General features: G+C 61.0%; 19 protein-coding genes. 6 read left to right on the top strand and 13 right to left on the bottom strand.

Features of this window, described 5'->3' with window-relative positions:
* Positions 1-73 precede the first annotated feature (73 nt).
* Entirely contained in the window at positions 74-856 is a 783-nt protein-coding gene (locus M2447_RS05120; protein ID WP_343215370.1) for a succinate dehydrogenase/fumarate reductase iron-sulfur subunit, read from the top strand.
* 71 nt (positions 857-927) lie between these two features.
* Here M2447_RS05120 and M2447_RS05125 read toward each other — a convergent pair whose 3' ends face one another.
* From M2447_RS05125 to M2447_RS05180, 12 genes are all read right to left on the bottom strand, one after another.
* On the bottom strand, positions 928-1,380 hold the full coding sequence (locus tag M2447_RS05125; protein WP_277557690.1) for a hypothetical protein: 453 nt from the start codon (positions 1,378-1,380) through the stop codon (positions 928-930).
* Positions 1,381-1,415: 35 nt separating this feature from the next.
* Positions 1,416-2,420, bottom strand: a complete 1,005-nt coding sequence (locus M2447_RS05130; protein WP_343215371.1) for an agmatine deiminase family protein — start codon at positions 2,418-2,420, stop codon at positions 1,416-1,418.
* A gap of 202 nt (positions 2,421-2,622) precedes the next feature.
* Positions 2,623-4,218 (bottom strand): PhoH family protein, encoded by a 1,596-nt coding sequence (locus tag M2447_RS05135; RefSeq protein ID WP_277557692.1) that lies wholly within the window; start codon positions 4,216-4,218, stop codon positions 2,623-2,625.
* Between the two features lie 626 nt (positions 4,219-4,844).
* Positions 4,845-5,165: a hypothetical protein gene (locus M2447_RS05140; protein ID WP_277557693.1), complete on the bottom strand. Its 321-nt coding sequence runs from the start codon at positions 5,163-5,165 to the stop codon at positions 4,845-4,847.
* Positions 5,166-5,238: 73 nt separating this feature from the next.
* Positions 5,239-6,375 carry a response regulator gene (locus M2447_RS05145; RefSeq protein ID WP_277508133.1) on the bottom strand — a complete coding sequence of 379 codons (1,137 nt, stop codon included), beginning with the start codon at positions 6,373-6,375 and terminating at the stop codon, positions 5,239-5,241.
* Positions 6,372-7,121 carry a methyltransferase domain-containing protein gene (locus tag M2447_RS05150; protein ID WP_277557694.1) on the bottom strand — a complete coding sequence of 250 codons (750 nt, stop codon included), beginning with the start codon at positions 7,119-7,121 and terminating at the stop codon, positions 6,372-6,374. The genes M2447_RS05145 and M2447_RS05150 overlap by 4 nt, the downstream gene beginning before the upstream one ends.
* Before the next feature lie 264 nt (positions 7,122-7,385).
* The gene (folD, locus tag M2447_RS05155) at positions 7,386-8,261 is read right to left on the bottom strand and encodes a bifunctional methylenetetrahydrofolate dehydrogenase/methenyltetrahydrofolate cyclohydrolase FolD (protein WP_277557695.1); all 876 of its coding nucleotides are present in this window, start codon (positions 8,259-8,261) and stop codon (positions 7,386-7,388) included.
* A 112-nt stretch (positions 8,262-8,373) separates the two neighbouring features.
* On the bottom strand, positions 8,374-9,372 hold the full coding sequence (locus tag M2447_RS05160) for an SH3 domain-containing protein (protein ID WP_277557696.1): 999 nt from the start codon (positions 9,370-9,372) through the stop codon (positions 8,374-8,376).
* Positions 9,369-10,178 (bottom strand): pseudouridine synthase, encoded by an 810-nt coding sequence (locus tag M2447_RS05165; protein WP_277508138.1) that lies wholly within the window; start codon positions 10,176-10,178, stop codon positions 9,369-9,371. The genes M2447_RS05160 and M2447_RS05165 overlap by 4 nt, the downstream gene beginning before the upstream one ends.
* Before the next feature lie 70 nt (positions 10,179-10,248).
* On the bottom strand, positions 10,249-12,198 hold the full coding sequence (locus M2447_RS05170) for a S9 family peptidase (protein WP_277557697.1): 1,950 nt from the start codon (positions 12,196-12,198) through the stop codon (positions 10,249-10,251).
* A 119-nt stretch (positions 12,199-12,317) separates the two neighbouring features.
* Positions 12,318-12,905 carry a crossover junction endodeoxyribonuclease RuvC gene (locus M2447_RS05175; RefSeq protein WP_277508142.1) on the bottom strand — a complete coding sequence of 196 codons (588 nt, stop codon included), beginning with the start codon at positions 12,903-12,905 and terminating at the stop codon, positions 12,318-12,320.
* 209 nt (positions 12,906-13,114) lie between these two features.
* The gene (locus M2447_RS05180) at positions 13,115-14,104 is read right to left on the bottom strand and encodes a hypothetical protein (RefSeq protein ID WP_277557698.1); all 990 of its coding nucleotides are present in this window, start codon (positions 14,102-14,104) and stop codon (positions 13,115-13,117) included.
* Between the two features lie 168 nt (positions 14,105-14,272).
* Here M2447_RS05180 and leuS point away from each other — a divergent pair, with 168 nt between their 5' ends.
* Together leuS and M2447_RS05190 are read left to right on the top strand one after the other, a co-directional pair.
* Complete coding sequence (gene leuS / locus M2447_RS05185; RefSeq protein ID WP_277557699.1) at positions 14,273-16,945, top strand: leucine--tRNA ligase; 2,673 nt, start codon at positions 14,273-14,275, stop codon at positions 16,943-16,945.
* A 94-nt stretch (positions 16,946-17,039) separates the two neighbouring features.
* On the top strand, positions 17,040-17,498 hold the full coding sequence (locus tag M2447_RS05190) for a transposase (protein WP_277557700.1): 459 nt from the start codon (positions 17,040-17,042) through the stop codon (positions 17,496-17,498).
* 92 nt (positions 17,499-17,590) lie between these two features.
* Here the strand turns inward: M2447_RS05190 and M2447_RS05195 are convergent, their stop codons facing one another.
* A complete protein-coding gene (locus M2447_RS05195; RefSeq protein WP_277557701.1) occupies positions 17,591-19,237 on the bottom strand; it encodes an NAD+ synthase in 1,647 nt (548 codons plus the stop codon).
* Between the two features lie 129 nt (positions 19,238-19,366).
* On the opposite strand from M2447_RS05195, the gene ilvE reads away from it, so the two are divergent.
* The 3 genes from ilvE (at position 19,367) to M2447_RS05210 (ending at position 24,233) form a co-directional block, all read left to right on the top strand.
* On the top strand, positions 19,367-20,233 hold the full coding sequence (gene ilvE / locus M2447_RS05200; RefSeq protein WP_277508147.1) for a branched-chain-amino-acid transaminase: 867 nt from the start codon (positions 19,367-19,369) through the stop codon (positions 20,231-20,233).
* A 276-nt stretch (positions 20,234-20,509) separates the two neighbouring features.
* Positions 20,510-22,564, top strand: coding sequence for a metallophosphoesterase (locus tag M2447_RS05205; protein WP_277557702.1), 2,055 nt, complete (start codon positions 20,510-20,512; stop codon positions 22,562-22,564).
* 427 nt (positions 22,565-22,991) lie between these two features.
* Positions 22,992-24,233 carry a serine hydrolase domain-containing protein gene (locus tag M2447_RS05210; RefSeq protein WP_277508151.1) on the top strand — a complete coding sequence of 414 codons (1,242 nt, stop codon included), beginning with the start codon at positions 22,992-22,994 and terminating at the stop codon, positions 24,231-24,233.
* Positions 24,234-24,266 lie beyond the last annotated feature (33 nt).

Consider the following 24,266-nt stretch of genomic DNA (forward strand, 5'->3'; position numbering starts at 1 on the left):
CAAAAGGGCATACGCACAACCAAACACATTTAACAAACACACTCCCATGGTTGCCGAATCATCCGAAAAAAACATCAACGTGACCCTTCGCGTCTGGCGCCAGGCCGGACCGAACCAGCCCGGCAAGTTCGTCGAGTATCAGGCGAAGAACTGCAACCCGAACATGTCGTTCCTCGAAATGCTCGACGTTGTGAACGACAGCCTCGTCACGCAAGGCGAGGAGCCCATCGCGTTCGCGCACGACTGCCGCGAAGGCATCTGCGGCACCTGCAACCTCGTCATCGACGGCAAGCCGCACGGCCCGCACAAAGCCATCGCCACCTGCCAGACCTACATGCGCAGCTTCGCCGACGGCGCGGTCATCACCGTCGAGCCCTTCCGCGCAAAACCCTTCCCGGTCATCAAGGACCTCATCACCGACCGCAGCGCGTTCGACAAAATCCAGCAGGCCGGCGGCTTCATCAGCGTGCGCACCGGAGCCGGAGCCGACGCCAACGCGACCCCGATCTCGAAGGACAACGCCGACCTCGCCATGGACGCCGCCCAATGCATTGGCTGCGGCGCCTGCGTCGCGGCCTGCAAAAACGCCAGCGCCATGCTCTTCGTCGCGGCCAAAGTCTCGCAGTTCAGCCTCCTCCCGCAAGGCCAGCCCGAGCGCGACCGCCGCGTGCTCGCCATGGTCGCCAAGATGGACGAACTCGGCTTCGGAAGCTGCACCAACCAATACGAATGCAGCGCCGCGTGCCCGAAGCTCATCAGCCACGACTTCATAGCCCGCATGAACCGCGACTACATCAAGGCGACGATCCGCCAGACCTTCAAACCGAAGAGCAACGCCGTCGCCGGCGGCGCATAAAGACGTGGCGCAGACTGCCAATTTTCCAACCAACCAAAAGCGCGCCAATCACCGGCGCGCTTTTTTTATTTTCACTTCCCGGCCTTCAGTGCCTCGTTCACGTATTTCTCAAACACGCCGTAAAGCCCGCTTTCTCTCAACGGCTGCTTGGTAGCCATGCCGTCGCGACTCATGCCGCTGTCCTCCAGAATCTCGATGAAGAGGATTTGGATTGCAGTGGTGTTGTCCGGCGCGACACCGAAGCGCACGCTGGCGCTCATCTGACGCGCCGCGCGCCCCATGTCGCCCGAGCTGATCGCACTGATGGCCTCGATTTTTTTCTGCGCAACCCCGCTGCTCGTGATCTTGTAGCCCATCTGGACAAGCGCGGAGCGGGCCGCGGCAAACGCGGCATCTTGGTCAGTTTCAACAATGACGTCGTGGTAGGTGGGATTGATGTGCTCGCGAAGGTTTGCGATATTGGACTTGCAACCGGCGGCCAAAAGGAGCGCAAGCGCTGTGAGGAACAAGCTGATTTGTTTCATATAAAAATTATGCGTTGGTTTATGTCGGGCAATTTTCAGGCGGGCTGTTGTTGAGAGATGCAGTGCAAGGTGCCGAGCCCCCAGATGAGCTCGTAGCAATCGACGGGGACGATTTCGCGGTCCGGGAAACAACCGGCAATGATTTCGCATGCCGCGCCGTCGCGCTTGGGCTGGCGGAAAGTGGGCACGAGCACGGCGTCGTTTATGATGAGAAAATTCGCATAGCTCGCCGGGACGCGCTGGCCTTGAAACGCGAAGGGCTTCGGCATGGGCAGCTCGACGATGTCGAACTTTTTGCCCGACGGCGTGCGCATGGAGCGCAGGCGCTCGGTGTTTTCCGCGAGGATGGCGTGATTGGCGTCGCGATTGTTTGGCTCGACCACGGTGATGAAGCCGTTGGGTTTGTAGAAACGCGTGATGTCGTCGATGTGTCCGTCGGTGTCGTCGCCGACAATGCCGTCGCCCACCCAGAGGATCGTGCTCACGCCAAGGTAGTCGCGGAGGTTTTGCTCGATCTGCTCGCGCGTGAGCTGCGGGTTGCGGTTTTTGTTGAGCAGGCATTGCTCGCTGGTGAGGAGCATGCCATTGCCGTTGACATCAATCGAACCGCCTTCGAGAACGACGTTTTTTACGAAACGGCGCATCTTGAGTTTTTTCGCGACGAGCGGCGGGATGGTGTTGTCGAGATCGTAGGGCGGATATTTGCCGCCCCAGGCGTTGTGCATCCAGTCGGTGACGGCGACTTCGCCCGTGCGGTCGTTTTTCACGAAAATCGGCCCGTGATCGCGGCACCATGCGTCATTGGTCGGGTGATTGTAGAAGAACACGCGCGACATGTCGGCTCCGGCGCGGTCGCAGAGTTTTTTCGCGCGCGACTGGAGTGCGGCGGCGCAGTTGATGCGGACGTTTTCGCGATAGCTGATGTGAGCGACGATTTGCGCAAAGACGTAGGGGATGGGGCGGAATTGTCCGGGCCACGACGCGCGTTTGTGCGGCCACGAAAGCCAGACGGCATCCTGCGGTTCCCACTCGGCAGGCATGCGGAAACCGAGGGCGGCAGGCGTCGCTGCCACGGAGGAGACGGCGCGTTGTTTGGAGTTTGGTGTTTGATGTTTTGAGTTTTTGCTCACGGCGGCTGAATTGCTTTTCGACAATGCTTTGGCGCGTTTGTGCGAATGGCGACACAAGAATCTGCGCGGCGGCACAGCGGCCTCGCGCATCCGGCGCAAACGCCGTCACGCTTCACAATAAATCCGCCGCCAGCTCCGCGAGCTTGGAGCGTTCGCCCTTGGTCAGCGTCACGTGCGCGGCGAGCGACTGGCCGCGCATCCGGTTGTGACAATAGACAAGGCCGTTGCTGCGCGAATCCACATACGGGTTGTCAATCTGCGCCGGATCGCCGATGAGCACGATTTTAGATCCTTCCGCAATGCGGGTGATCACCGTTTTCACCTCGTGCGGCGTGAGTTGCTGCGCCTCGTCCAATATGAAAAAGCGCCTCGCAATCGAACGCCCGCGGATGAAGCACAGTGCCTCGATTTCAACCATGCCGTTGCGAATCAGGCGCTCGTAGGGTTTTATTATTCCGGCGGTCGCGCCGCCGCCATTTCCGCTTCCGCCGCCGGAAGCGCCCGCAGTCTGCGCAACAGGTGACATCTCCATCGCGTGGGCGCGGGCGTCGTGCTTAGTCTTCTTTTTCTTTGAGACTTTTTTCACCGCAAACTGCGGATCCTTCGGCGGCTTCGAGGGGATGAGCACTTCGAGCGCGTCGAAATACGGCTGGAGCCACGGTTTCATTTTTTCCTCAAGGTCGCCGGGCAGAAACCCGATCTCCTTGCCGACGGCAATCACGGGACGCGAAATCGAGACGCCGTCGTAGCGCGAGCAGGCGTCCTGCGTTTGATGCAGCGCGCACGCGATCGAAAGCAGCGTCTTGCCGGTGCCCGCCTTGCCGAAGCAGGTGACAACCGAGACCGAATCATCAAGCAGCGCATCCATGAGAAACTGTTGTTCGAGATTGCGCGGGCGGATCGGAATGCCGCCGGGTGCGCGCACGCTTTCGGGAATGCGCAGGCGTCCAACCGCGCACGAGCCGTCGGCCTCCACACCCGCCACGCGCGCGGGCATGGTTTTGTCCACCTCGGAGCGCAGCAGCACATAGTCGTTGAGGGCAAGTCCGCGCGACGCCTCGGCGCCCAGATCGAACCGGCCCTCCGAGCAGAACCGTTGCATTTCATAAATAGTGACGGGGATCTCGCGATATGCGTCCTCGCGCGCCTCGGCGTCGGCCTCGGGCACCTTGTCGTTGAGATAATCTTGCGACTCCAGCCCGACGGCGCGCGCCTTGAGCTGCACGTTCACGTCCTTCGTCACAAGGATCACCGGCGGCGGAAACTGCTCCTGCACATACAGCGCGCAGGCGATGATTCGGTTGTCCTTCTTGGACAGGTCGGGAAGCACGGCCTGCAAGCGCAGCATCGCCGGATTCGCCCCCGCAAAGTGCTGGTCGACCATGTAGTGGTTTATGATCACGAACAACGAGCCTCCATTTCGCAATCGCACGCCCTCGTTCATCGAACGCGCATCCGGCAGCAACTCCTGCAGGATTCTATGAACTCGGCGCGCATTGCGCCCGCGCTCGGTCGATTGCTCAGTCTTGATGGTGTCCAGTTCCTCCAAAACCTCCACGGGAATGACGAGGTTGTTGTCCTCAAACTTGAAGATCGACTGCGGATCGTGCAGGAGGACGTTGGTATCCAAAACGAAGGTTTTAGCCCTCGTCTTGGGCTCCTTGAGCAACTGTGATTTTGGGGCTTTCGCCCGGCTCAGGCTTTCCATTGGTGTGGATAAGATGCGAAAAAGTCAGCACAGGTGCGCGCATTTGTCGAACGCGGAATTGATTTTTCAAAAAAAGAGGCGGCCCGCCTACCCCTAAGCGGACCGCCATTGCTTTCTTTGTTACCCCAAATCTCCCGCTATGCGGGAGAAATCTGAACTACCTACGCAGAGTAAGACGCGGCCTCTCCAAAAAGGATTCAAAAAAATTAAAGATTTTTTTCGCGGCCTCAAACAATCGTCTCAAACGCTCGTTTGAACACTTTTTTCACATTCTCACGGCGCGGGCAAAAAAAGAGGGCGGCCCGCCTACCCCTAAGCGGACCGCCCATTGCTTTCTTTGTTACCCCAAATCTCCCGCTATGCGGGAGAAATCTGAACTACCTACGCAGAGTAAGACGCAGCCTCCCGCAAAATGTTTCAAAATAATCCGGCGCTTTTTCCAAAAAACTCAAACACTCGTTTGAACGGCCCGACAAACCTTTTGACACAAAGAAACAGCAGCCGGTATTAATTAATTTATAATCAATTAATTACGATGCTTAATCCTTCGACTCCCATCAGCGGCTCGAATCATTTAAATGCCAATTAGTCCGCGCTCCGCGCATGAGTTTAACATAGTTTTTAAACTAAAACTGAGCGTCATCGCGCCACAAAGTGAACTGATCCCCGGCTTTTTTCTTCTTCGGTCGCGGCTCCGTCCAGATGAGTATCAAGTATTCCGCCAGGTTGCGCATGCTCATGCCGGTCGAAACATCCTCCAGTTGCCTCACCACGCGGGCGCGCTCGACAAGATAGGCGCGCAATTCCCTGCCCAAAGCCTCCGCCGTCAGATAATCGTCGGGCTGCGCGGCGGCCACGCTGCGAACCTTTTGCTCCCAGTAGGATTTTTCCTCGGGGTTTGCCCGTATGTAGTCGAGAAGCTGTTGTTCGCCTTGATTCAATGCCATGCGCGCAAACTTGCGAGGCCTTGCAACAAAAACAACCGCAAAACGGAGCGGTAATCACCGGGCGCCGCCCCGATCACTCCCCCTGCCGGACAGGGCAGACGAGCGTCGCCACGGTGCCGCCGCCCTCGCGGTCGGCCAGGGTCAAGTCGCCGCCGAGCGTGCGCAACGTGTGCCTCGCGATGCTCAGGCCCATGCCCACGCCGACGTTTTGTTTTGTGCTCACAAAAGGCTCGAACATGTGGTCGCGGATTTCCGGCGAAATGCCCCGCCCCTGATCCTCGACGCTGATCTGAAACGCATCCCCGCCGTGCGCCAGTTTTGCAAGGCTGGTTGCAATCGTAATCGGACGCGCACTTGCACCGTCCGCATCCGCGCCGGGCAACCCGTAACTTTCCCATGCGTTGACCAGCAGCTTGCCCAAAACATCCTCGAACGACTCCACGTGCACATCGACCTCCAAGTCGCCCAGCGGATTCGAAACAGCCACCGGCGCGGTGATTCCAAACGCGTCCTGATAACGCGCGATGCTGTTTCCGATGAGCGCTTGCAGGGGAACGCGGGTCGCCGGCGGACGCGTCCTCACAACAAGCTGGTTGAGTTGCTTGATAACCCCGGCGATGCGCTTCACCGCGCTCTCGACATTGGCCGCGTTGCCCTTGACGAGCTCCGGCTTGTTATACTGGAGCTTCATCAAATCGACGTAGCCGAGCACCACGGCGAGCATGTTGTTCAGATTGTGCGCGATGCCCTGCGTAACCGCGCCGATCAACGCCGCGCGCCGCGCCTCGGCCAGGCGCTTTTGCAAATCAGCCATCTCGCGGTTTATGCTGATGAGGCGCAGTTGGGTGCGCACGCGCGCCACCATCTCGTCGAGGTCAACCGGCTTTGTGATGTAATCGACCGCGCCCATCGAAAGCCCCTCGATCTTGTGTTCGCGCGCGCCGCGCGCCGTGACAAAAATAACGGGGATGGCGCGCGTGCCCTCCGCCGCCTGCAAGCGCCGGCAGACCTCGATGCCGTCCATGTCGGGCATCATGACATCGAGCAAAATCAACGAAGGTCGCGCCCGCGCCACCACATCAAGCGCCTCCTGCCCGGAATGGGCGGTCGCCACCTGCAGCCCCTCGCGCTCGAGCTTGCGCTTGAGCAGCTGGACGTTGACCGGCTGGTCGTCGACAACGAGGATTTTTTCACGGGTAAAAGAATTCATGCGCTGGAAGGTTTCGGGTTTTCCCGCGCGCCGTGCATCCAGAATGCCTGGCGGACGGGAAAGTAGGTTCGATGCTCAAATTGACTCCAACCGGCGCGGCGCGCGAGTTCGCAAATTTCGTTTTCCGTGAACGCGCGGCGCACCGACAGGCGCGAATCGTATTTCATCATGGCGCGCCGATAAACCGTCGCCGTGAGCAGCCAGATCGCAAAACGCCCCTTCCAGCAACGCAGCAAGTCGGAGACAAGCACGCTCCCCCGCGACGCTTCGCGGCAAAGCCGGAGCACGCGCACGGCGTCGTCCTCGCTGAAATGGTGCAACGCCTGGGAACAGATCACGACATCATAGGCGCCGCCGCCGGGCTCGAACTTTAATATGTCGGCCTCGATGTAGTTGATTTCTGGATACGCCGTGCTTCGCTTGCGGGCGATGCCGATTGTGAGCGGGTTAAAGTCCACCGCGTCGATCCGCACCTTGATGCCTTGCGCCCGCGCCCAATCGGCAATCATGCGCGGAATATCGCCCGAAGCCGTGGCGAGATCGAGAATGCGGTATTGGGTTTCAGGCGCGGAAAGATTTTCGGATTTGCGAATCCAGAGCGGAAGGAACTGCTGGATGATTTCGTGCCCGCCAAACCTCGCGTTCAGGCTTTCAAGATCGTCGAGGTCTTTTTCGAGCGCGGTCGCATCGCCGCTCTGCGTGACGTCCATCAACTCGGGAATGTCTGGCGAAAAAAAGCGGCGCATGGATTCGTCTTCGTTTTTTTCAACGCGCCAACTTGGGATATTCGCGTATTTGAGCCGACGTATAAACACGCCCGGCCTCGCTGTCACGAAGTCCGGCTTCGATCCGTTCCCTCACTTCCCTCTCTTCAATCGACAGATCGCGTGTCGGAACGGCGGTTTGGCAAACTGCCGCTTTTGCTCGAAGCTTACTGCCGGGCGCGACTTCGTCGCGTCGGGCGACCTGGAGATCGCCCCTCCGCGCGCACGCATTTTTTGCACGGCCTGTCATTTCTTCTGCGACAGCCTCCATGCTTTCACGGTGTTGCTCATGAGCATTGCGACGGTCATCGGGCCGACGCCGCCGGGCACGGGCGTGATCTGGCTGCACAGCGGCGCGACGCTCGCGAAGGCAACGTCGCCGGTGAGCCGGTAGCCGGTTTTTTTCGTGGCGTCGGGAACGCGGTTGATGCCCACGTCGATCACCACGGCGCCGGGCTTGACCATGTCGGCGGTGACGAACTCCGCGCGGCCAATCGCCGCGATGAGCACGTCGGCCTGGCGCGTGATTTCGGGAAGGTTCGCCGTCTGCGAATGGCAAATGGTGACGGTGCCGTTGGCGCCGGCTTTTTTCTGGAGGGCGAGAAGCGCGACGGGTTTGCCGACAATGAGCGAGCGGCCGAGCACAACGACGTGCCTGCCCTTCAGGTCCACGCCGGAGCGCGCGAGCATTTCCATAATGCCGGCGGGCGTGCAGGCCACAAAGCCGGTGGGGTCCTCCTGCGCGACTTTGCCGAGGTTGATGGTGTTAAAACCATCGACATCCTTCTCGGGCGAAACGCGCCGGAACACCGCGACCTCGTCGATGTGCCCGGGAAGCGGCGATTGCACAAGAATGCCATCGACTTCCGGATCGGCGTTGAGCTGGTCGATCAGCGCGAAAAGCTCGTCCTGAGAAATGGTGACCGGCGGCAAAATCACGCGGCTGGTGATTCCTATTTCGGCGGATGTCTTTTCCTTTTTGCGCACATAGGAGATCGACGCGGGATCGTCGCCCACGCGCACGAGCGCGATGCAGGGTTTGCGTCCGTCGATGGCGAACACCTCGGCCTTGAGTTCGGCGATGATGGTTTGAGCGATTTGGTTTCCGTCGATCAGTTTCATAAAATTTTGGATTTTCGATTTTCAATTTTGGATTGGGGGCGTTCCCGCGCCATTGGATTTTCCCCGGACGCTGGCGCGATCCGAAATCGAAAATCCGGAACCCAAGATTTCCTCACTTTGCCTGCAGCGTCTCGGCCTTGATCACAATATCCTGGGTGTTGGGAACGCCCGCGATGGAGCCGTTCACAACCACGGTGCGCCCGATGTAGGTTTCAAATTGCTCGGTCACGACGATCTTGCTCAGGTCGAGGTAGGCGAGGCGCGTGCCGTCCGCGGCGGTGAGTTGAAACTCATACGGGCGGCGAGGCATGAAGGCGCGGCGTGTCGACGCAAAAGTGCCCTCAAACGTGCGCGGCACCGCGGCGCTGCCGGCATCGGCCGGCTTGGCCTCGTAAGTGCGCCCGCCGCCCATCGGCGTGGGCGCGGTCGTGGATGCGGTTGTCGTCGTGGTTGCCGCGCCGGAACGGGTTTGTTGTTGCGGCAATTGAGCGCCGCCCTGCGTGGAAACGGAAAGCGGACGCTGATCCTTGGGCGCGGCGGTCTGGTGCGGCGCGTAGGGAACGGTCCCGGCTTGTTGCACGCCTTGCGTCTCCGCGGGCGCGGGCGAGGGCGGAGCGGCTGGCGGCGGCGTTGTTTCCGGCGCGGGCGCGGGCACCGCCGGTGCGGTTGCGGGAGGCGTGGGCGCGTCTGTGTTAATGTAGCCGGTCGATTTTTTGATGATGTGCATCTGCACCCATTTGCCTTGGATGCCGCGCAATTCCGTGATGTCGCCCGCGGCCATCGTGCCGAGGGACGCGGCATCGAGCTTGGGCTCGGCGCGCAATGTGACGCCGGGTTTCACGTCGAGCTCCTTGTTCAGCTCGCTGTCGCGCACCCACACATCGAGCGCGGCGGTGATGGAGATCGCCTGCCAGCCTTCGGGCAGGGCGACCGCGGAGGCCGCGGTGGCGGGCGAGGGCTCGTCGCCGGCTTTCAGGGTGAGCATAACCGGCGCGGCATAATCGGGGCTGGCATGGACGGGCGTGTCGCCGGCAAGCGGCGCGGCATTGAGCGCGGCGGCAAACGCCGCGCATAGTGCGGGGATGAAGACGAGGCGCGTGATGTGTTTCATTGTTTTTTACTCCTTGAAGGCCGGTTTTTGAGGGGCGTTTTTTTGCTTTTTTCCGCGGCGGGCGCGGGAATCTTGAAAAGTTTTTCGATTTCGCGCGGCGTGAGCGGCTTGACCGCGCGCACCGGAATTCCCTTCAGCGGAAACGCGCCGATTTGATAGCGTTTGAGACGTTTCACGTCGAAGCCGAGCGTGGAAAAGAGGAGGCGGATTTCGCGTTTTTTTCCGTGGTGCATCTGCACGTCGAGCTGCGCGGAATCCCCGGCGGAGTTGGGCGCGAGAAACCGGACGCGCTCGACCTTGAGCCGCTCACCCTCGTAAACGATGCCCTTGGTGAGCAGATTTTTTTTCGCGGCGGGAAAAGGTTTTTTGAGCAACACGAGGTAGTGCTTCACGACCACGTTGCTCGGATGCATGAGCCGGTGCGCGAGGTCCCCGTCGGTGGTGAGGATGACAAGCCCCTCGCTGTCCTTGTCGAGACGGCCCGCGCAGAAAAAGCGGTGCTTGGAAAACTCGCGCGGAAGCACGGTGAATATCGTGTCGGCGTCGTGCGGGTCGTAGTTGGAGCAGATGAGGCCGCGCGGCTTGTGCACGGCGAGCGTGACGCGCGGCGAGGCGGCGACGCGGATGGTCGAGCCGGAGACGGTGACTTTGTCCACGCCGGGCGTGATGCGCTGGCCGATGGTGGCGCAGGCGCCGTTGACCCACACTTCGCCCTCGCGAATGAGCGTTTCCGCGGCGCGCCGCGAACACACGCCGGCATCGGCGATGTATTTCTGGATGCGTATGGTCTCGGTGGCGTCGCTCATATCTTGGTGCAAGGCCGCATTGCGACGCAATTTGACGGGCGACGCAAGCCCTTGCACATTTCGCGCGTCATTATTGCCCCAGCAGATTTTCCCTCAAAAACAGAATCGTTGTCAGGAACTGGTAGTCGATGTTGGCCTTTTTCTTGAAGCCGTGGCCCTCGTCATTGGCCATGAGATACCAGACTTGGTTGCCCTGGGCGCGGAGCGCGGCAAGAACTTGCTCCGCCTCGGAGGCGGGCACGCGCGGATCGTTTTTGCCCTGCACGATGAGCATGGGCTTTTTGATTTTCGAGATGCTCGTGGTGGGCGAAACTTGCTCAAGGAACGCATGCATCCTTGGGTCGCGCTCGTCGCCGTATTCGGCGCGGCGCAGATCGCGGCGGTAGTCCTGTGTGTTTTTCAGGAATGTGAGGAAGTTCGAAATGCCCACGACATCGATGCCGCAGCGCATGCGGTCGCCGTAGTGAATCATCGTCGAGAGCGACATGAACCCGCCGTAACTGCCGCCGGTCACGGCCATGCGCCCGGCGTCGAGGCGCGAGTCGGCCTTGAGCGCGTCGAGCAGCGCGCCGATGTCCTTCACCGAGTCCGCGCGCTTGTAACCGTTGTCGAGCGAAACAAAGGTCTTCCCGTAGCCGCTCGACCCGCGGACGTTTGGATACACGATGGCGATGCCGAGCTCGTTGAGATAATAATTGTTCTGCGCCAGGAAGCGCGGACGAAACTGCGACTCGGGGCCGCCGTGGATGTTGATGAGCACGGGACGCGGGCCGGGAAACTTTTTTGAGTCGGGCAGGTAGAGAAACGCCGAGATTTCAAGCCCGTCAAAACTCTTGAACGAAATCAGCCGCGGCTCGACAAACGCGCCCGCGTCCAAGCCGCCCGTCTCGCTTTCCGTCCAGCGCTCAAGCGCGCCGGTCGCGAGGTTGATCGAATAGGTGTCGGCGGGACTGCGCGCGGAGGTGAGCGTGAACGCAAAATCGACGCCATTCGCATGCCACTCCATCGAGCCGATTACTCCCGCGGGAATTCGCGGCGCGGGCAGCTCGCGGCCTGTTTCCAAATCGAGAAAATGCAGCGTGCTCACACCGGCCTCGTTGACCGCGTAGGCGAGCTTTTTGCCGTCGGGCGTTTGCTCGAACCTCTCAACATCCCAACGCAGCCCCCGCGTGAGCGGCGTGATCGCGCGCGTGGCGAGATCGTAGCGCACAAGCGTCATGAACTCCGAGCCGGTGTCGGTGATTGCAATGATCGACTTTCCATCGCGCGCGAATTGCGCGCCCGCCCAGGAAGCCCTCGCGACGCCTTCGCCGGCGGGCGTGACGAGTTCCATTTTCCCACTGGCAACATCGACCACGTAGTAGCGGCTTTCGTTGATCGAAATATATTCGCGCACGAGCAGCCATTTGTCGTCAAACGACCATCCGCCCGCGCGCCATCCCCCGCCCTTCATTTGCGCGAGCATGCGATCCGTGCGCGCGGGATCGGCGGGGTCCATGATGTAAACGTCATTGTCGGCGCCATTGCGGCGCGTGGAGGTGTAGGCGATGCGGTCGCCACGGTGCGACCAGACGCCGCCGCCGTTGCGCGATTTGCCGTCGGTCAAAAGCGTGATGCGCCCGTCGGAATCATAACGATAAAGCTGATAAAATTCACCGCCGCCCCTGTCCTGGCTGAAAAGGATGTAGTCGCCCGTTTTCGGATGATACGAAGCGCCGGCCACCGGCTCGGAAAGAAAGGTGAGCTGCTTGCGCTGGCCGAGCGGGTTGCGCACGAGGTGCAGTTGCGCGGACTCGGCAAAGCGCGTGGTGACGAGCAACTCGCGCCGCACCGGATGCCAGCCGTTGAACACGGCCGAGCGAAACTCCAGATACCGCGAAACATCCCTCCTTAACTCGGACGGGATCGCCGGAATGCCATCGGCAACAAGATTCGCGGGCACTCGCGCGACCAGCGGCAAGCCCGCAAACACCGGCAAAAGGACAAGGGCAAGGACAACGGCAAAGAAAGGTTTTTTCATGCGCAAATGTTGGCCGTCCAAAAAGCGGCGTGGCAACGGAAAAGGCGGATGAATACAGAATACAGGAGTCGGACGTCGAAACGAAGAAGATGCCCGCGACGCGGATGTTACCCGCAAGACTAGTCCGCGCCGCGCCAAGTGAACGCATGGCACAACGCCACGCCCGCGGCATCGGCTTCGTCGTAGGCGAGCTGACGCCCGTGGCCGAGCATGCCCATGACGGTGCGCGCCATTTGCTCCTTGCTCGCGCGGCCCGCGCCGACAACGGCCTGCTTTACGCGCAACGGCGGATATTCAAAAATCGGCAGCTCGTGCAATGCCGCCGCGGCGATTGCCGCGCCGCGCGCCGCGCCGAGGATTTGCGCGGTCTGGAAATTCTGCACGTAGATTGTCTGCTCAAGCGCGACATGACGCACCGGCACGGTCGATTCGGTTATGAATGAGGTTACCGCGCGGTGAATCTCGGCGAGCGCGACGGGCATTGGCAGTTTTGACTTCACCGTGACCGTCCGGCAGCGCAGGAGCACGGGCGCGCATTTGGGCGCAAACTCAATCAACGCGAGGCCGGTGCCGCGCAAACTTGGGTCGATGCCGAGGATGCATCCGGCATAGGGCGCGCGAGTAAGCGCAAAATCACCGCGCGTAACCTCGTCCGTCGGGGAAAGTTTCCCCGACAGCTTTGCCGCCCACATTTGCCTGACTGTCATGCGCGCCATGATTGGGAAAACAAAACCACCATCTGGCGCAAACTGCCAAGTCCGCATTTTAACGAACAACGCGCGAAATCCTTAATCACGGCCGGTTGCCACCCACTTGCCCAAGAGCATGGGCAACAAAATCAAGAAGCTCCCGTAGCAGTCGCAAAGCAGAGAGACCGCCTAAATATCCACTTCACCCGGTTTGTTCCTGGCAATGCTCACAAAGCCCCCGGGGCACCCTGCTGTTTCTGCAAAGCTCGAAGCGCCTTGTAGCCCATGCAGAGGCAGACGACGGCGACGATGTGGAAAATAATTCCCACCATGGATTCCGCGCCGGTCAGTGCGACCAGCAGAAGCGTGTCGAGCGTGAGCGCGATGATCCCAACAATGAATGCCCACGCCTGATGTTTCGCCGCGGCGTAACCCAGGCCGACGAGACAACCGACCGCGCTGATAGTGGTAATCGCACCCGCAGTCGTGCCAAGCGCGCCAAATTGCAGGCCGATGGCGTAGATCAATTCGGTGATCCCAAGCCCGATCGCAAAGCGCCATGTCGCCTCCGTGTGCGCGAGCAAAACATTTATGCCCGACAACCCCGCAACCCAATACAACCAATGCGCGCCCGATTTGATTTTTTTCAACAACTCCGCATCGAATGGCGCGAGGTCGGGTTGCGGAATAGGAGGCGGTGAGGTTGCAACATCAGACTCCATGGGCACTCCGGATGCCGCAGCCGGCGCAGTTGACACCTGGTTCTTTTGAATGGCGTCGATGAGAGCCGCACGGAATGAGTCAAAGTCCAAATCGCCCGCGGTTGGATGCGTGAGATCGAACAACAGCGCGCCATGCTCGTCCTTGAATGTCTCCACATCGCGCACTTTTAGCGCTTGAAAAAACGCGAGAACAAAAGGGACGGCGAGTGCCAGCGCCACCACCAAAATCCATGTCGGATTCACGGAAAAAATCACATTCACGTTCACGCCGATGACTGCAATCAGGAGCAGCACCGAGGCGCTTCCTTTCAGCACCTTGGGGCTTCGTCCCTTGACGCGCATTGAAGGGAGCGACACCCGGACAAGTTCGATCGTTGTCGCGGATTTCTTTTTGTCGTTTGTGAATGTCTCAACAGTGAGCGTGCCGTCCCTGAGTTCGAAGATTCTGTGTGAGCCAAAGAAAGGGGGTTCAGTATAAATGGAAGATGCGGACATGGGGAATGCGTTTGTTTGTTGGAGGCCAGGGCAACACGAAAACTAGATCATGAATACGCGGGCGCAAGGCAAGTGTATCTTAGAATACGCGCCCCTCCCGAATCCCGCCATTTCCCGCCATTGACGCTTGCGCGCATTTTCCGCACAGTCGCCGTTTTTCATTTTCCAATGGCCACGAACTGCACCGATTACGACTTCTCCCAAATTGAGCCGCACTGGCAGAAAATCTGGGACGAAAACAAAACCTTCCGCACCTCCAACGACACGTCGAAACCCAAGTTCTACGTGCTCGACATGTTTCCGTATCCGTCCGGCAGCGGCCTCCACATCGGACACCCCGAGGGCTACACCGCCACCGATATCATCACCCGCGCCAGGCGCGCCCAGGGGCAAAACGTCCTGCACCCGATCGGCTGGGACGCGTTCGGCCTGCCCGCCGAGCAGCACGCGGTGAAAACCGGCGCGCATCCCGCCACCAACACGCAGGCCAACATCACCGCCTTCCGCCGCCAGCTCAAAGCGCTCGGTTTCGCCTACGACTGGGACCGCCAGGTCGACACCACCGACCCGAAATACTACAAGTGGACGCAGTGGATTTTCCTCCAGCTCTTCAAGCGCGGCCTCGCCTACGTCGACGAGCGCCCCGTGTGGTGGTGCCCCGAATTGCGCACCGTGCTCGCCAACGAGGAGGTCATCGACGGCAAATCCGAGGTCGGCAAATTCCCCGTCGAACGCCGCAATCTCCGCCAATGGGTGCTCCGCATCACCGCCTACGCCGAGCGCCTCCTCGCCGATCTCGCGCATGTTGACTGGCCCGACTCCACCAAGCGCATGCAGGAGGCGTGGATCGGTCGCAGCGAGGGCGCGGAAATAGTTTTCTCGCTCGAACCCGGCACGCCCGCCGACGCCGCGTCGCCCGGGGGCCTGAAGGTTTTCACCACGCGCCCCGACACGCTCTACGGCGCCACCTACATGGTCATCGCGCCCGAGCACCCGCTCGTCGACGCGCTCACCACGCCCGAAAACCGCGACGCCGTCGCCGCCTATCGCAAGCAGGCCGCCGCCAAATCCGACCTCGACCGCACCGACCTCGCCAAGGACAAGTCCGGCATCTTCTCCGGCTCCCACGCGATCAACCCCGTCAACGGCGCGCGCATCCCGATCTGGATCGCCGACTACGTGCTCATGGGTTACGGCACCGGCGCGATCATGGCCGTGCCCGCGCACGACCATCGCGACTGGGAGTTCGCCAAGAAATTCGCGCTTCCCATCATCCCCGTCGTGCAACCGCCCGCCGGCGTGGAAGTCGATCTCGAAAAAGCCTCCTTCGAGGCCGACGGCACCATGGTCAACTCCGCCGAGTTCGACGGCCTGCCCGTCGGGGAGGCGAAGAAAAAAATCACCGCCAAGCTCGCCGCGCAAAATCGCGGCAAACCCACCGTGAACTACAAGCTGCGCGACTGGCTCTTCTCGCGCCAGCGTTACTGGGGCGAGCCGTTTCCCATCGTGTGGGTGAGCGAGGCCGATTACAAAAAAGCCGCCGCCACTCGCGCCGCCGACCTGCCGCCGCAACCAGTGACATATAAGGAGTCAGAAGTCAGGAGTCAGGAGTCAGGAGTCAATCCCTCCGGCAGCGAAGCGGCTGCTGATCTACCCGCTACTAATCCGCAGACTTGGTATGCGCTCCCGCTCCCCGAGAGCGCGCTCCCGCTCACGCTGCCCGAAATCCAAAACTACCTCCCCAGCGGCACCGGCGAAAGCCCGCTCGCCAACGCGTCCGACTGGCTCGAAATCTGGTTCAACACCGCCACCGGCGAGGCCGTTCCCGCCACGCAGCCCAAGCCCGACGGCGACAACTGGGCGCGCGCGCGCCGCGAGACAAACACCATGCCGCAATGGGCCGGCTCCTGCTGGTATTACCTGCGCTATCTCGACCCGCAAAACGAAAACGCCATCGCCGATCCCGCGCTCCTCAAATACTGGGGCGTGCCCGATCTCTACGTCGGCGGCGCGGAGCACGCCGTGCTCCACCTCCTCTACGCGCGCTTCTGGCACAAGGTGCTTTTCGACATCGGCGTCGTTCCGCAAAACGAACCCTTCACGAAACTTTTTCACCAAGGAATCATCCTCGGCGAGGACGGCGAAAAAATGTCCAAGAGCCGCGGCAACACCGTCAACCCCGACGACATCATCAAGACGCACGGCGCCGATTCGCTCCGCCTCTATTTGATGTTCCTCGGCCCGCTCGAGGCGATGAAACCCTGGAACCCGCAAGGCATCGAGGGCGTGCACCGCTTCCTGCAAAAAGTCTGGCGCGAAGTCATCTCGCGCGAAGGCGGCATCAACCCGAAAATCTCCGCTGACGCGAAGGACAGCGACGAACTCGTCAAACTCCTCCACGAAACAATCAAGAAAGTCACCGACGACATCGAGGGCCTGCGTTTCAACACGGCGATCTCGGCGATGATGATCTTCAGCAACGCGCTCCAAAAAGCGCCCGCCGTGAGCACCGCGACCGTCCGCGCCTTCATTCAACTCCTCGCGCCCTTCGCCCCTCACATGACGGCGGAACTCTGGTCGCGCCTCGGCGAAACCGGCCCCGTGCTCGAAGCCCCGTGGCCGAAATACGATCCCGCGAAACTCGTGGTGACGGAGCAAAAAATCGTCATCCAAGTGAACGGCAAAAAACGCGGCGAAATCATGCTCCCCGTCGGCGCGACGCAAGACACCGCCCTGGCCGCCGCCAGGGAAAACCCCGACGCGCAACCGCACCTCGCCGGCAAGGAAATCAAAAAAGTAATCTACGTCCCCGGCCGAATTCTGAATCTCGTCGTCGGGTAAAAGGTAGGGCGAAGCCTCCGGCTGAGCCGAAACCGCTAAATGGCTTGCATGTCGAACGGCTCAGCCGGAGGCTTCGCCCTACCCAAAACAAGCCATGAACGCGCTGCCCCAACGCAAACCCCTCGGTCACGAAATTCCGTCTTGGGTGCGTGATGGTGAAATTTATTTTATAACCATCTGTGCCGAAAACCGCGCAGCCCGCCCGCTCATCCAAGGCACCATCGCTCACAATTTACTCGAAAGCGTCGCCTACCTGAATGACCACGACCAATGGTTCGCGCGATTGTTCCTGGTCATGCCCGACCATGTTCACGGGTTGATTTCATTTCGCGCTGACAATTCCATGCCGCGTCGCATCACCGCGTGGAAAAGTTTCACGACGAAACAGTTTGGCGTGAAATGGCAGGATCGTTTTTTTGACCATAGATTACGGCGGGATGAATCGTTGGATGAAAAAGCGCATTACATTCGCATGAATCCAGTTCGCGCAGGCTTGGTCGATGCTCCTGAAAAATGGCCGCATGTCCTGGATGGATACAAACGACTCGGGTAGGGCGAACCGTCCCGGTGAGCCGCGGGCACCGCACGTAACTCGAACCGTTCCGGCTCACCCGGAGGGTTCGCCCTACCTCAATAATCCGCGCATCAACTCACATATTTCTGCACGATCGGGATTCTTCGGCCCGTGCCGAAGGCGAGCGGGGTGATTTTCAGGCCGGGGGCGGCTTGCTTGCGCTTGTATTCGTTGAGGTCGATTTTGCGGATGATGTCGTTCACCACGGCGGCGTCGAATCCGCGCGCGATCAATTCGCGGCGGCTTTCGCCTTCCTCGACGTAACCTTGTATCAACGCGTCGAGTATTTCGTAGGGCGGCAGGCTGTCCTGGTCGGCCTGGCCGGGGCGCAGCTCGGCACTCGGGATTTTGTCGATTGTGTTTTGCGGAATGATTTCGCGGTCGCGGTTGATCCAGCGCGAGAGGGCGTAAACTTGCGTTTTCAACACGTCGGAAATCACGGCGAGGCCGCCGCACATGTCGCCGTAGAGCGTGCAGTAGCCGACGGCGATTTCGCTTTTGTTGCCGGTGGTGAGAAGCAGCGAGCCGAACTTGTTTGAGAGCGCCATCATGAGCACGCCGCGAATGCGCGCCTGGATGTTTTCCTCGGCGACATCGCGGGGGCGTCCGGCGAAGGTCGGCGCGAGCGCGGTTTCGCACGCGCCGACGGCATCGGCGATGGAAATGGTTTCAAAACGGATGCCGAGATTTTGCGCGAGGGCGCGCGCGTCGTCTCGCGAGTGTTGCGACGAGATTTCCGAGGGCAGCGAGATGCCGGTGACGTTTTCCGCGCCGAGCGCCCCGACCGCAATCACCGCGACAAGCGCCGAGTCGATGCCGCCGGAAAGCGCGATGTGCGCGCGCTTGAAGCCGGACTTTTGCGCGTAGTCGCGCAGGCCGAGAACGAGCGCCCGATGGATGCCCGCCTCGCCGGAACACGGCGCGTTATCGGACGGATCGGACTGATCTGTCCGATTGGACAGATCGACAATTTTTAGCTCTTCGGCAAAAGCCGCGCAGCGCGCCGTGATCTTTCCGTTTGCGTCCATCACGAGCGACTGGCCGTCGAAGACCAGCTCGTCGTTGCCGCCGACGGCGTTGACGTAGACGAGCGGGCAGCGCATTGCGCGCGCGGCGTCGGTGACGAGCTGCTCGCGGACGCGGCCCTTGTTGTAATGCCAGGGGCTGGCGGAGAGATTGATGGCGAGGTCGGGATTTTGCGCGGCGAGCGTGGCGACGGGGTTGGTCCGGTAGAGGCGCGCCGTGTCGATGGCCGGGTTTTTCCAAAGGTCCTCGCAAATCGTCACGCCGATGCGCAGGCCGTTGTGGTGGATGATGCGCGGGATGTCGGCGGGCTCGAAGTAGCGGTCCTCGTCGAAAACGTCGTAGGAAGGCAGCAGCGATTTGCGCGCGATGGCGGTGATCTCGCCATTGTGGCAGAACGCGGCGGCGTTAAAAAAGCGGCGGCCCTCCGCGGACGGATTGGTTTCGACGAAACCGACGAGCGCGGGCACGGCGCCGATTTGCACGGCGATTTCGTTGAGCGAGTCCTCGTTGTCGGGCACGAAGCTGCGCTTGAAAAGCAGGTCGCGCGGCGGATAGCCGGTGACGGCGAGCTCGGGGAAGACGACGAGTTCCGCGCCTTGGGCGACGAGCGCGCGATAGGCGTCGAGAATTTTGGCGCGATTGCCGGCGAGGTCGCCGACGATGGTGTTGATTTGTGCGAGGCCGATGCGCATGTGAATGGGCAGGAGTGAAGAGCGAAGGAGGGGACGTGAAAAGGGGAAAGTGTCCATGGGGCGTTCCGGCGTTCATAAAATCCGTATTCGACAAACGCAGCCCGCGTTTATTAATGATTCCGCTTTGCCATGAAAATCTATCTCGACGGAAAATTTGTAGACAAGGCCGAAGCCAAAATCTCCGTGTTCGACCACGGACTCCTCTACGGCGACGGCATTTTTGAGGGCATCCGCCTCTACTCGGGCAACGTATTCCGTCTCGAAGAGCACCTCGAGCGCCTCGAATACTCCGCCAAGGCCATCATGCTCAAGATGCCGTGGAGCCGGAAGGAAATCGCCGACGCCACCTGCGAAACCTGCCGCCAAAACGGCCTCACCGACGGCTACATCCGCCTCGTCGTCACGCGCGGTGTCGGCGACCTCGGCCTCTCGCCCTGGCTCTGCCCCGCGCCCTCAATCTTCATCATCGCGGACAACATCAAGCTCTACCCGCAGGAGCATTATGAAAAGGGCCTCGACATCGTCACCGTGCCCACGCGCCGCGTGAACGCCGCCGCGTTCAGCCCCGCCATCAAGTCGCTCAACTATCTCAACAACATCCTCGCCAAAATGGAGGCGCGCCAGGCCGGCGTGCAGGAGGCGATCATGCTCAACGACCAGGGTTACGTCGCCGAGTGCACGGGCGACAATATCTTCATCGTCCACAAGGGCGAAATCATCACGCCCGCCGCCTCGCAAGGCGCGCTCAAGGGCATCACCCGCGGCGCGATCTTCGACGTCGCCCGGGAAATCGGCGTGCCCATCCGCGAGGACAACCTCACCCGCTACGACATCTGGAACGCCGACGAGGCTTTCCTCACCGGCACCGCCGCGGAGACGCTTCCCGTGGTGAAGCTCGACGGCCGCGAAGTCGGCAACGGCAAGCCCGGTCCGGTCTTCCAAAAAGTCCTCGCCGATTTCCGCCGCCGCGTCGTCACCGAAGGCACGAAAATCTAAGCGATCACGAACGGGCGCGGGCGCGCCAGCAAGCCGGTCGTTGACAATTGACATGACTGAAGGGGATCAAACCTCGGGCCTGTTATAAAACTGCGATGAACTGCTCCCTGGCCGCGCCTCGCCACGTTTCGAAACCTCAAAGTAAATTTTTATCCTCCCTTGCGCCTCTCCGCGCACCCCTGCGTCCGCCCAATTCGTCCCCGGCGTCGTCGCGCCAAGTTTCCCGTGTCCCGAAAAAACATTTAACCTCAAGCGCCTCCCCGCGTCTCAATCAAGATGAACCCAAAAACTCCCCGCAGTCTCCATGCGCTCCTTCTGGCTTCCGCGCTCGCCCTTTGCCCGCTTCTTCCGGCGAAGGCGGTGATCGACGCCGGCTTCGAAACCGGATTGCCAGCCGGCGTAAGCGCCAGCCGCATCAAGATCGCCACTGACACCAGTCGCGCGCACTCGGGACGCGCCTCGCTGCGAATCACCTCGGAGTCGAAGGGCGAATGGAGCCACCTCACGTTTGCGCTCGACGGCAAACTGGACTTCTCCGCCAACCACGAGTTTTCCGTCTGGGTTTACGTCGGCCCCAAGTCGAGGATTTCCGCAAGAATGACGGCCGACGACGGCAGCGGCGAACCCTACATCGTCGTCCATGGCGCCGGCGACATCGAGCAGGACAAATGGTGCCGGCTCAGCGGCACGGTTTACGCCGGCGACTGGCGCAAAAACGACCGCGATTTCAAGCTCGTCATCCGCGTCCGCGGCACCTGCTGGATCGACGACCTCTCGCTCGTCACAAATTCCGCCGAAACGCACTCGCAAGTCTGGCCGCGCCTCAAGGACGCCCTCCACGCCGCCGCGGACAAACGCCCCTCAACCATCGCGCCCGGCGGCGTCCTCGTGCTCGACGCCCGCAACGCCGCCCTCGCCCCCGACACCGCCCGCGATAACATTCTTCTTCCCGGTATCGACATCACCTCTGGCGCGCCAGCGCCCTCAATCGTGCCGAGCGACAGCGACAGTTTGCCAAATCGAGAATCGAAAATCGAAAATGCCATCGGCATCCCTGCCGATGGCATGCTCGTCTTCGCAATCGACGCCAAGGACGACCTCGACCTCACCGGCACGCTCCAACTCGAACCCGACGACGACGACCTCCGCCCCGGCCTGCGTGTCACCGTGCTTTCCGACGACACCGTGATCGCCGCCCCCGGCGTGAAAGCCGCCCCGTGGAGAACCAAATACGACGCCAAAAAACGCCCGTCCCCCATTACGAAAGACCTTCGCGGCGAACGCCCGCCCGCCACCATTCCGCTCAACCACTGGCGCATGACCAAGGGCCGCCACTACATCGCCGTCGCCGGCCCGCACATGCGCCCCGGCGGCACCTTTGCGCGACTGGAACTCCGCGCCGCCGCCCGCCCCGCTGAAAAACCGCTCCACACCTTCGGGTTTCTCGCCGACACGCACCTCGGCTTTGGCCGCATCACGAAGGCCACCGCCAAGCTCAACGCCCGCACCGCCGGGCAACTGGAGGCCACGCTCCGCCAGCTCAAGCGCGAGGGCGCGGACTTCGCCATCATCGCCGGCGACATGACCGACAACGGCCGCCGCAGCCAGTTCGAGGACCTTGCCCGCGCCACCAAAAACGCCGGCCTCCCCGTTTACGGCTGCGTCGGCAATCACGACACCGGACGCGATTCCCGCGCCGACATTGCCGCCACGATTCCGCACCTCTTCCCCGACGGCCCCGACAAAACCGATTACGCGTTCACCCGCCCGCCGCTGCGCTTCATCGTGCTCGACGGTTCCCACTGGCGCGCCAAGGGCGGCCCCATCAATCCCCACCGCGTCGCCGGAATCCCCGACCAGACCACCGTCTATCGCGCGGACATGCTCGACTGGCTGCGCGACACCCTCGCCGCCGACACCACCACGCCCACCATCGTCGTTTCGCATTACATGTTTTATCTCCGGCGCGGGATTTCGAGCGTGAGCGGTTACAACCTCGGCAAGGCGTCCGCGATGAACAAGGAACTCATGGCCGTGCTCGACGCCGCGCCCAATGTCGTCGCCACGCTAAACGGCCATCATCATCGCAACGCCGTCGGCCACTATCGCGGCATCACCAGCATCCAGAACCCGGCCTTCGCGTCGTGGCCCAACGCCTATCGCGTGTTTCGCGTTTACGCCGACCGCATCGAATGGGAGGTGCGCCAGATGCCCAACCGCGGCCTCATCCGCGAAAGCGCCAACCCCGGCATGGGAATCCTCTGGACGCTCTCAATCTACGACGACGACCTCGCCGGCACCATCCCGCTCGCCCCGCGCGCCAAACAATAATCCCGTAGGGGCGCACCTTGCGTGCGCCCTGGCACACGCCAACTCCATTGATACGCATGCAAATAGTCTTTCGCACACGAGGGCGCACGCCAGGTGCGCCCTTACGAGTCGCCAAAAAACTTCACCTTAAACTTTCATTTTAATATTCTCTCCCAACCCAAAGAAACCGCGGATGAACGCGGATGAACACAGATTCCAACCCTCATTATTTTTGTATTCTATCCGTATTTATCCGCGTCCATCTGCGGTTAAAAAAAATCATTTTCGCTCTCTCAAAACACGCACGAATCACTCCACGCCCTCTGTCATCCTTCGTTGTCTTCCGGGCAAAAAACAAACTTCAACACGCCGCAAAATTATCCAGACTATCACCCCGCCCTCTCTCCGCGTCCTCAGTGCCCTCCGTGGTTAAACACAATTCCTGCAAATGAACCCAAAACACTCCCTCAACCTCCGCGTTTCCCTTCTCGCCGCGATTGCGCTCGCGCTCGCGCCGCTGCTCCGCGCCGGGCCGTTTGCCGACACCGCGCGGCCTTATGTTGACGACGGCACGATCGCCGGAACCGTTTTCCTCGCCGCCGACGGCAAAAAAGTTCTCGCCTGCGAAGCCGTCGGACTGGCCGACATCGCCGGCAAAAAACCCATGCGCGAGGACAGTTTGTTTTGGATCGCCTCCATGAGCAAACCCATGACCGCCGCCGCGTTCATGATGCTTGTTGACGAAGGCAAGGTCTCGCTCGACGACCCCGTCTCAAAATACATCCCCGCGTTCGCCCAGCGGCAAAAAATCGTTTCCAAGGAATCCGAAAAACTCGGCGACATCGCCAACTACACCCGCGACCCGTCCGCGCCCGAGGTCGAGTCCAGGCAGGCCGCCGCGCCCGCCGCCGTTTACCGGAAAACCCCGATCACCATCCGCCACCTGCTCAGCCACACCGCCGGGCTGCGTTACAGCGTGCCCGAGGAAAAACCCACCTTCGACCGCCTCCCGCTTTCCAAGCTGGTCGATATTTACGCCGCCAGCGACCTGCTCTTCGAGCCCGGCACCGATTACTCCTACGCCAACACCGACATCAACACCATCGGGCGCATCATCGAAATCGTCAGCGGCATGCCCTACGAGGACTTCCTGCAAAAACGCCTCCTCGACCCGCTCGGCATGAGCGACACCACTTTCTGGCCCGACGCAAAACAGGTCGAACGCATCGCCACCTGCTACCGCGGCGACCCGAAAAAGCGCACGCTCACCGCGCAGCCCAACGCCTACCTCCGCTATCCGCTCAACGACCGCGCCAACCGCCACCCCTTCCCCGGCGGCGGCCTGTTCTCGAGCGCGCGCGACGTCGCGCGCTTCGGACAATTCCTGCTCAACAAAGGCGAGTTCAACGGCAGACGACTCCTCAGCGAGAAGGCCGTCGCCGAAATGACGCGCCGCCAGACACCCCCGCACACAAAAACCGCCTACGGCCTCGGCCTGAACCTCGGCAAGGGCGAACCCGGCGGCAAATACGGCCACGGCGGAGCCTACAGCACCAACCTCTCGATCTGGCCCAAGGAAAACCTCGTGACGGTTTTTATGGTTCAAAGAATCAGCAAATGGGGCGGCCCCAACGGCGGCAAAATCCGCCCCGCCCTCGAAAAAGAAGCCGTTAAACTCACCACAAAATAACACTCCTTTGCGGCTAAAAACAAAACCCTTCCC

It is taken from the genome of Ereboglobus sp. PH5-10 (assembly GCF_029504735.1).
Lineage (GTDB): Bacteria > Verrucomicrobiota > Verrucomicrobiia > Opitutales > Opitutaceae > Ereboglobus.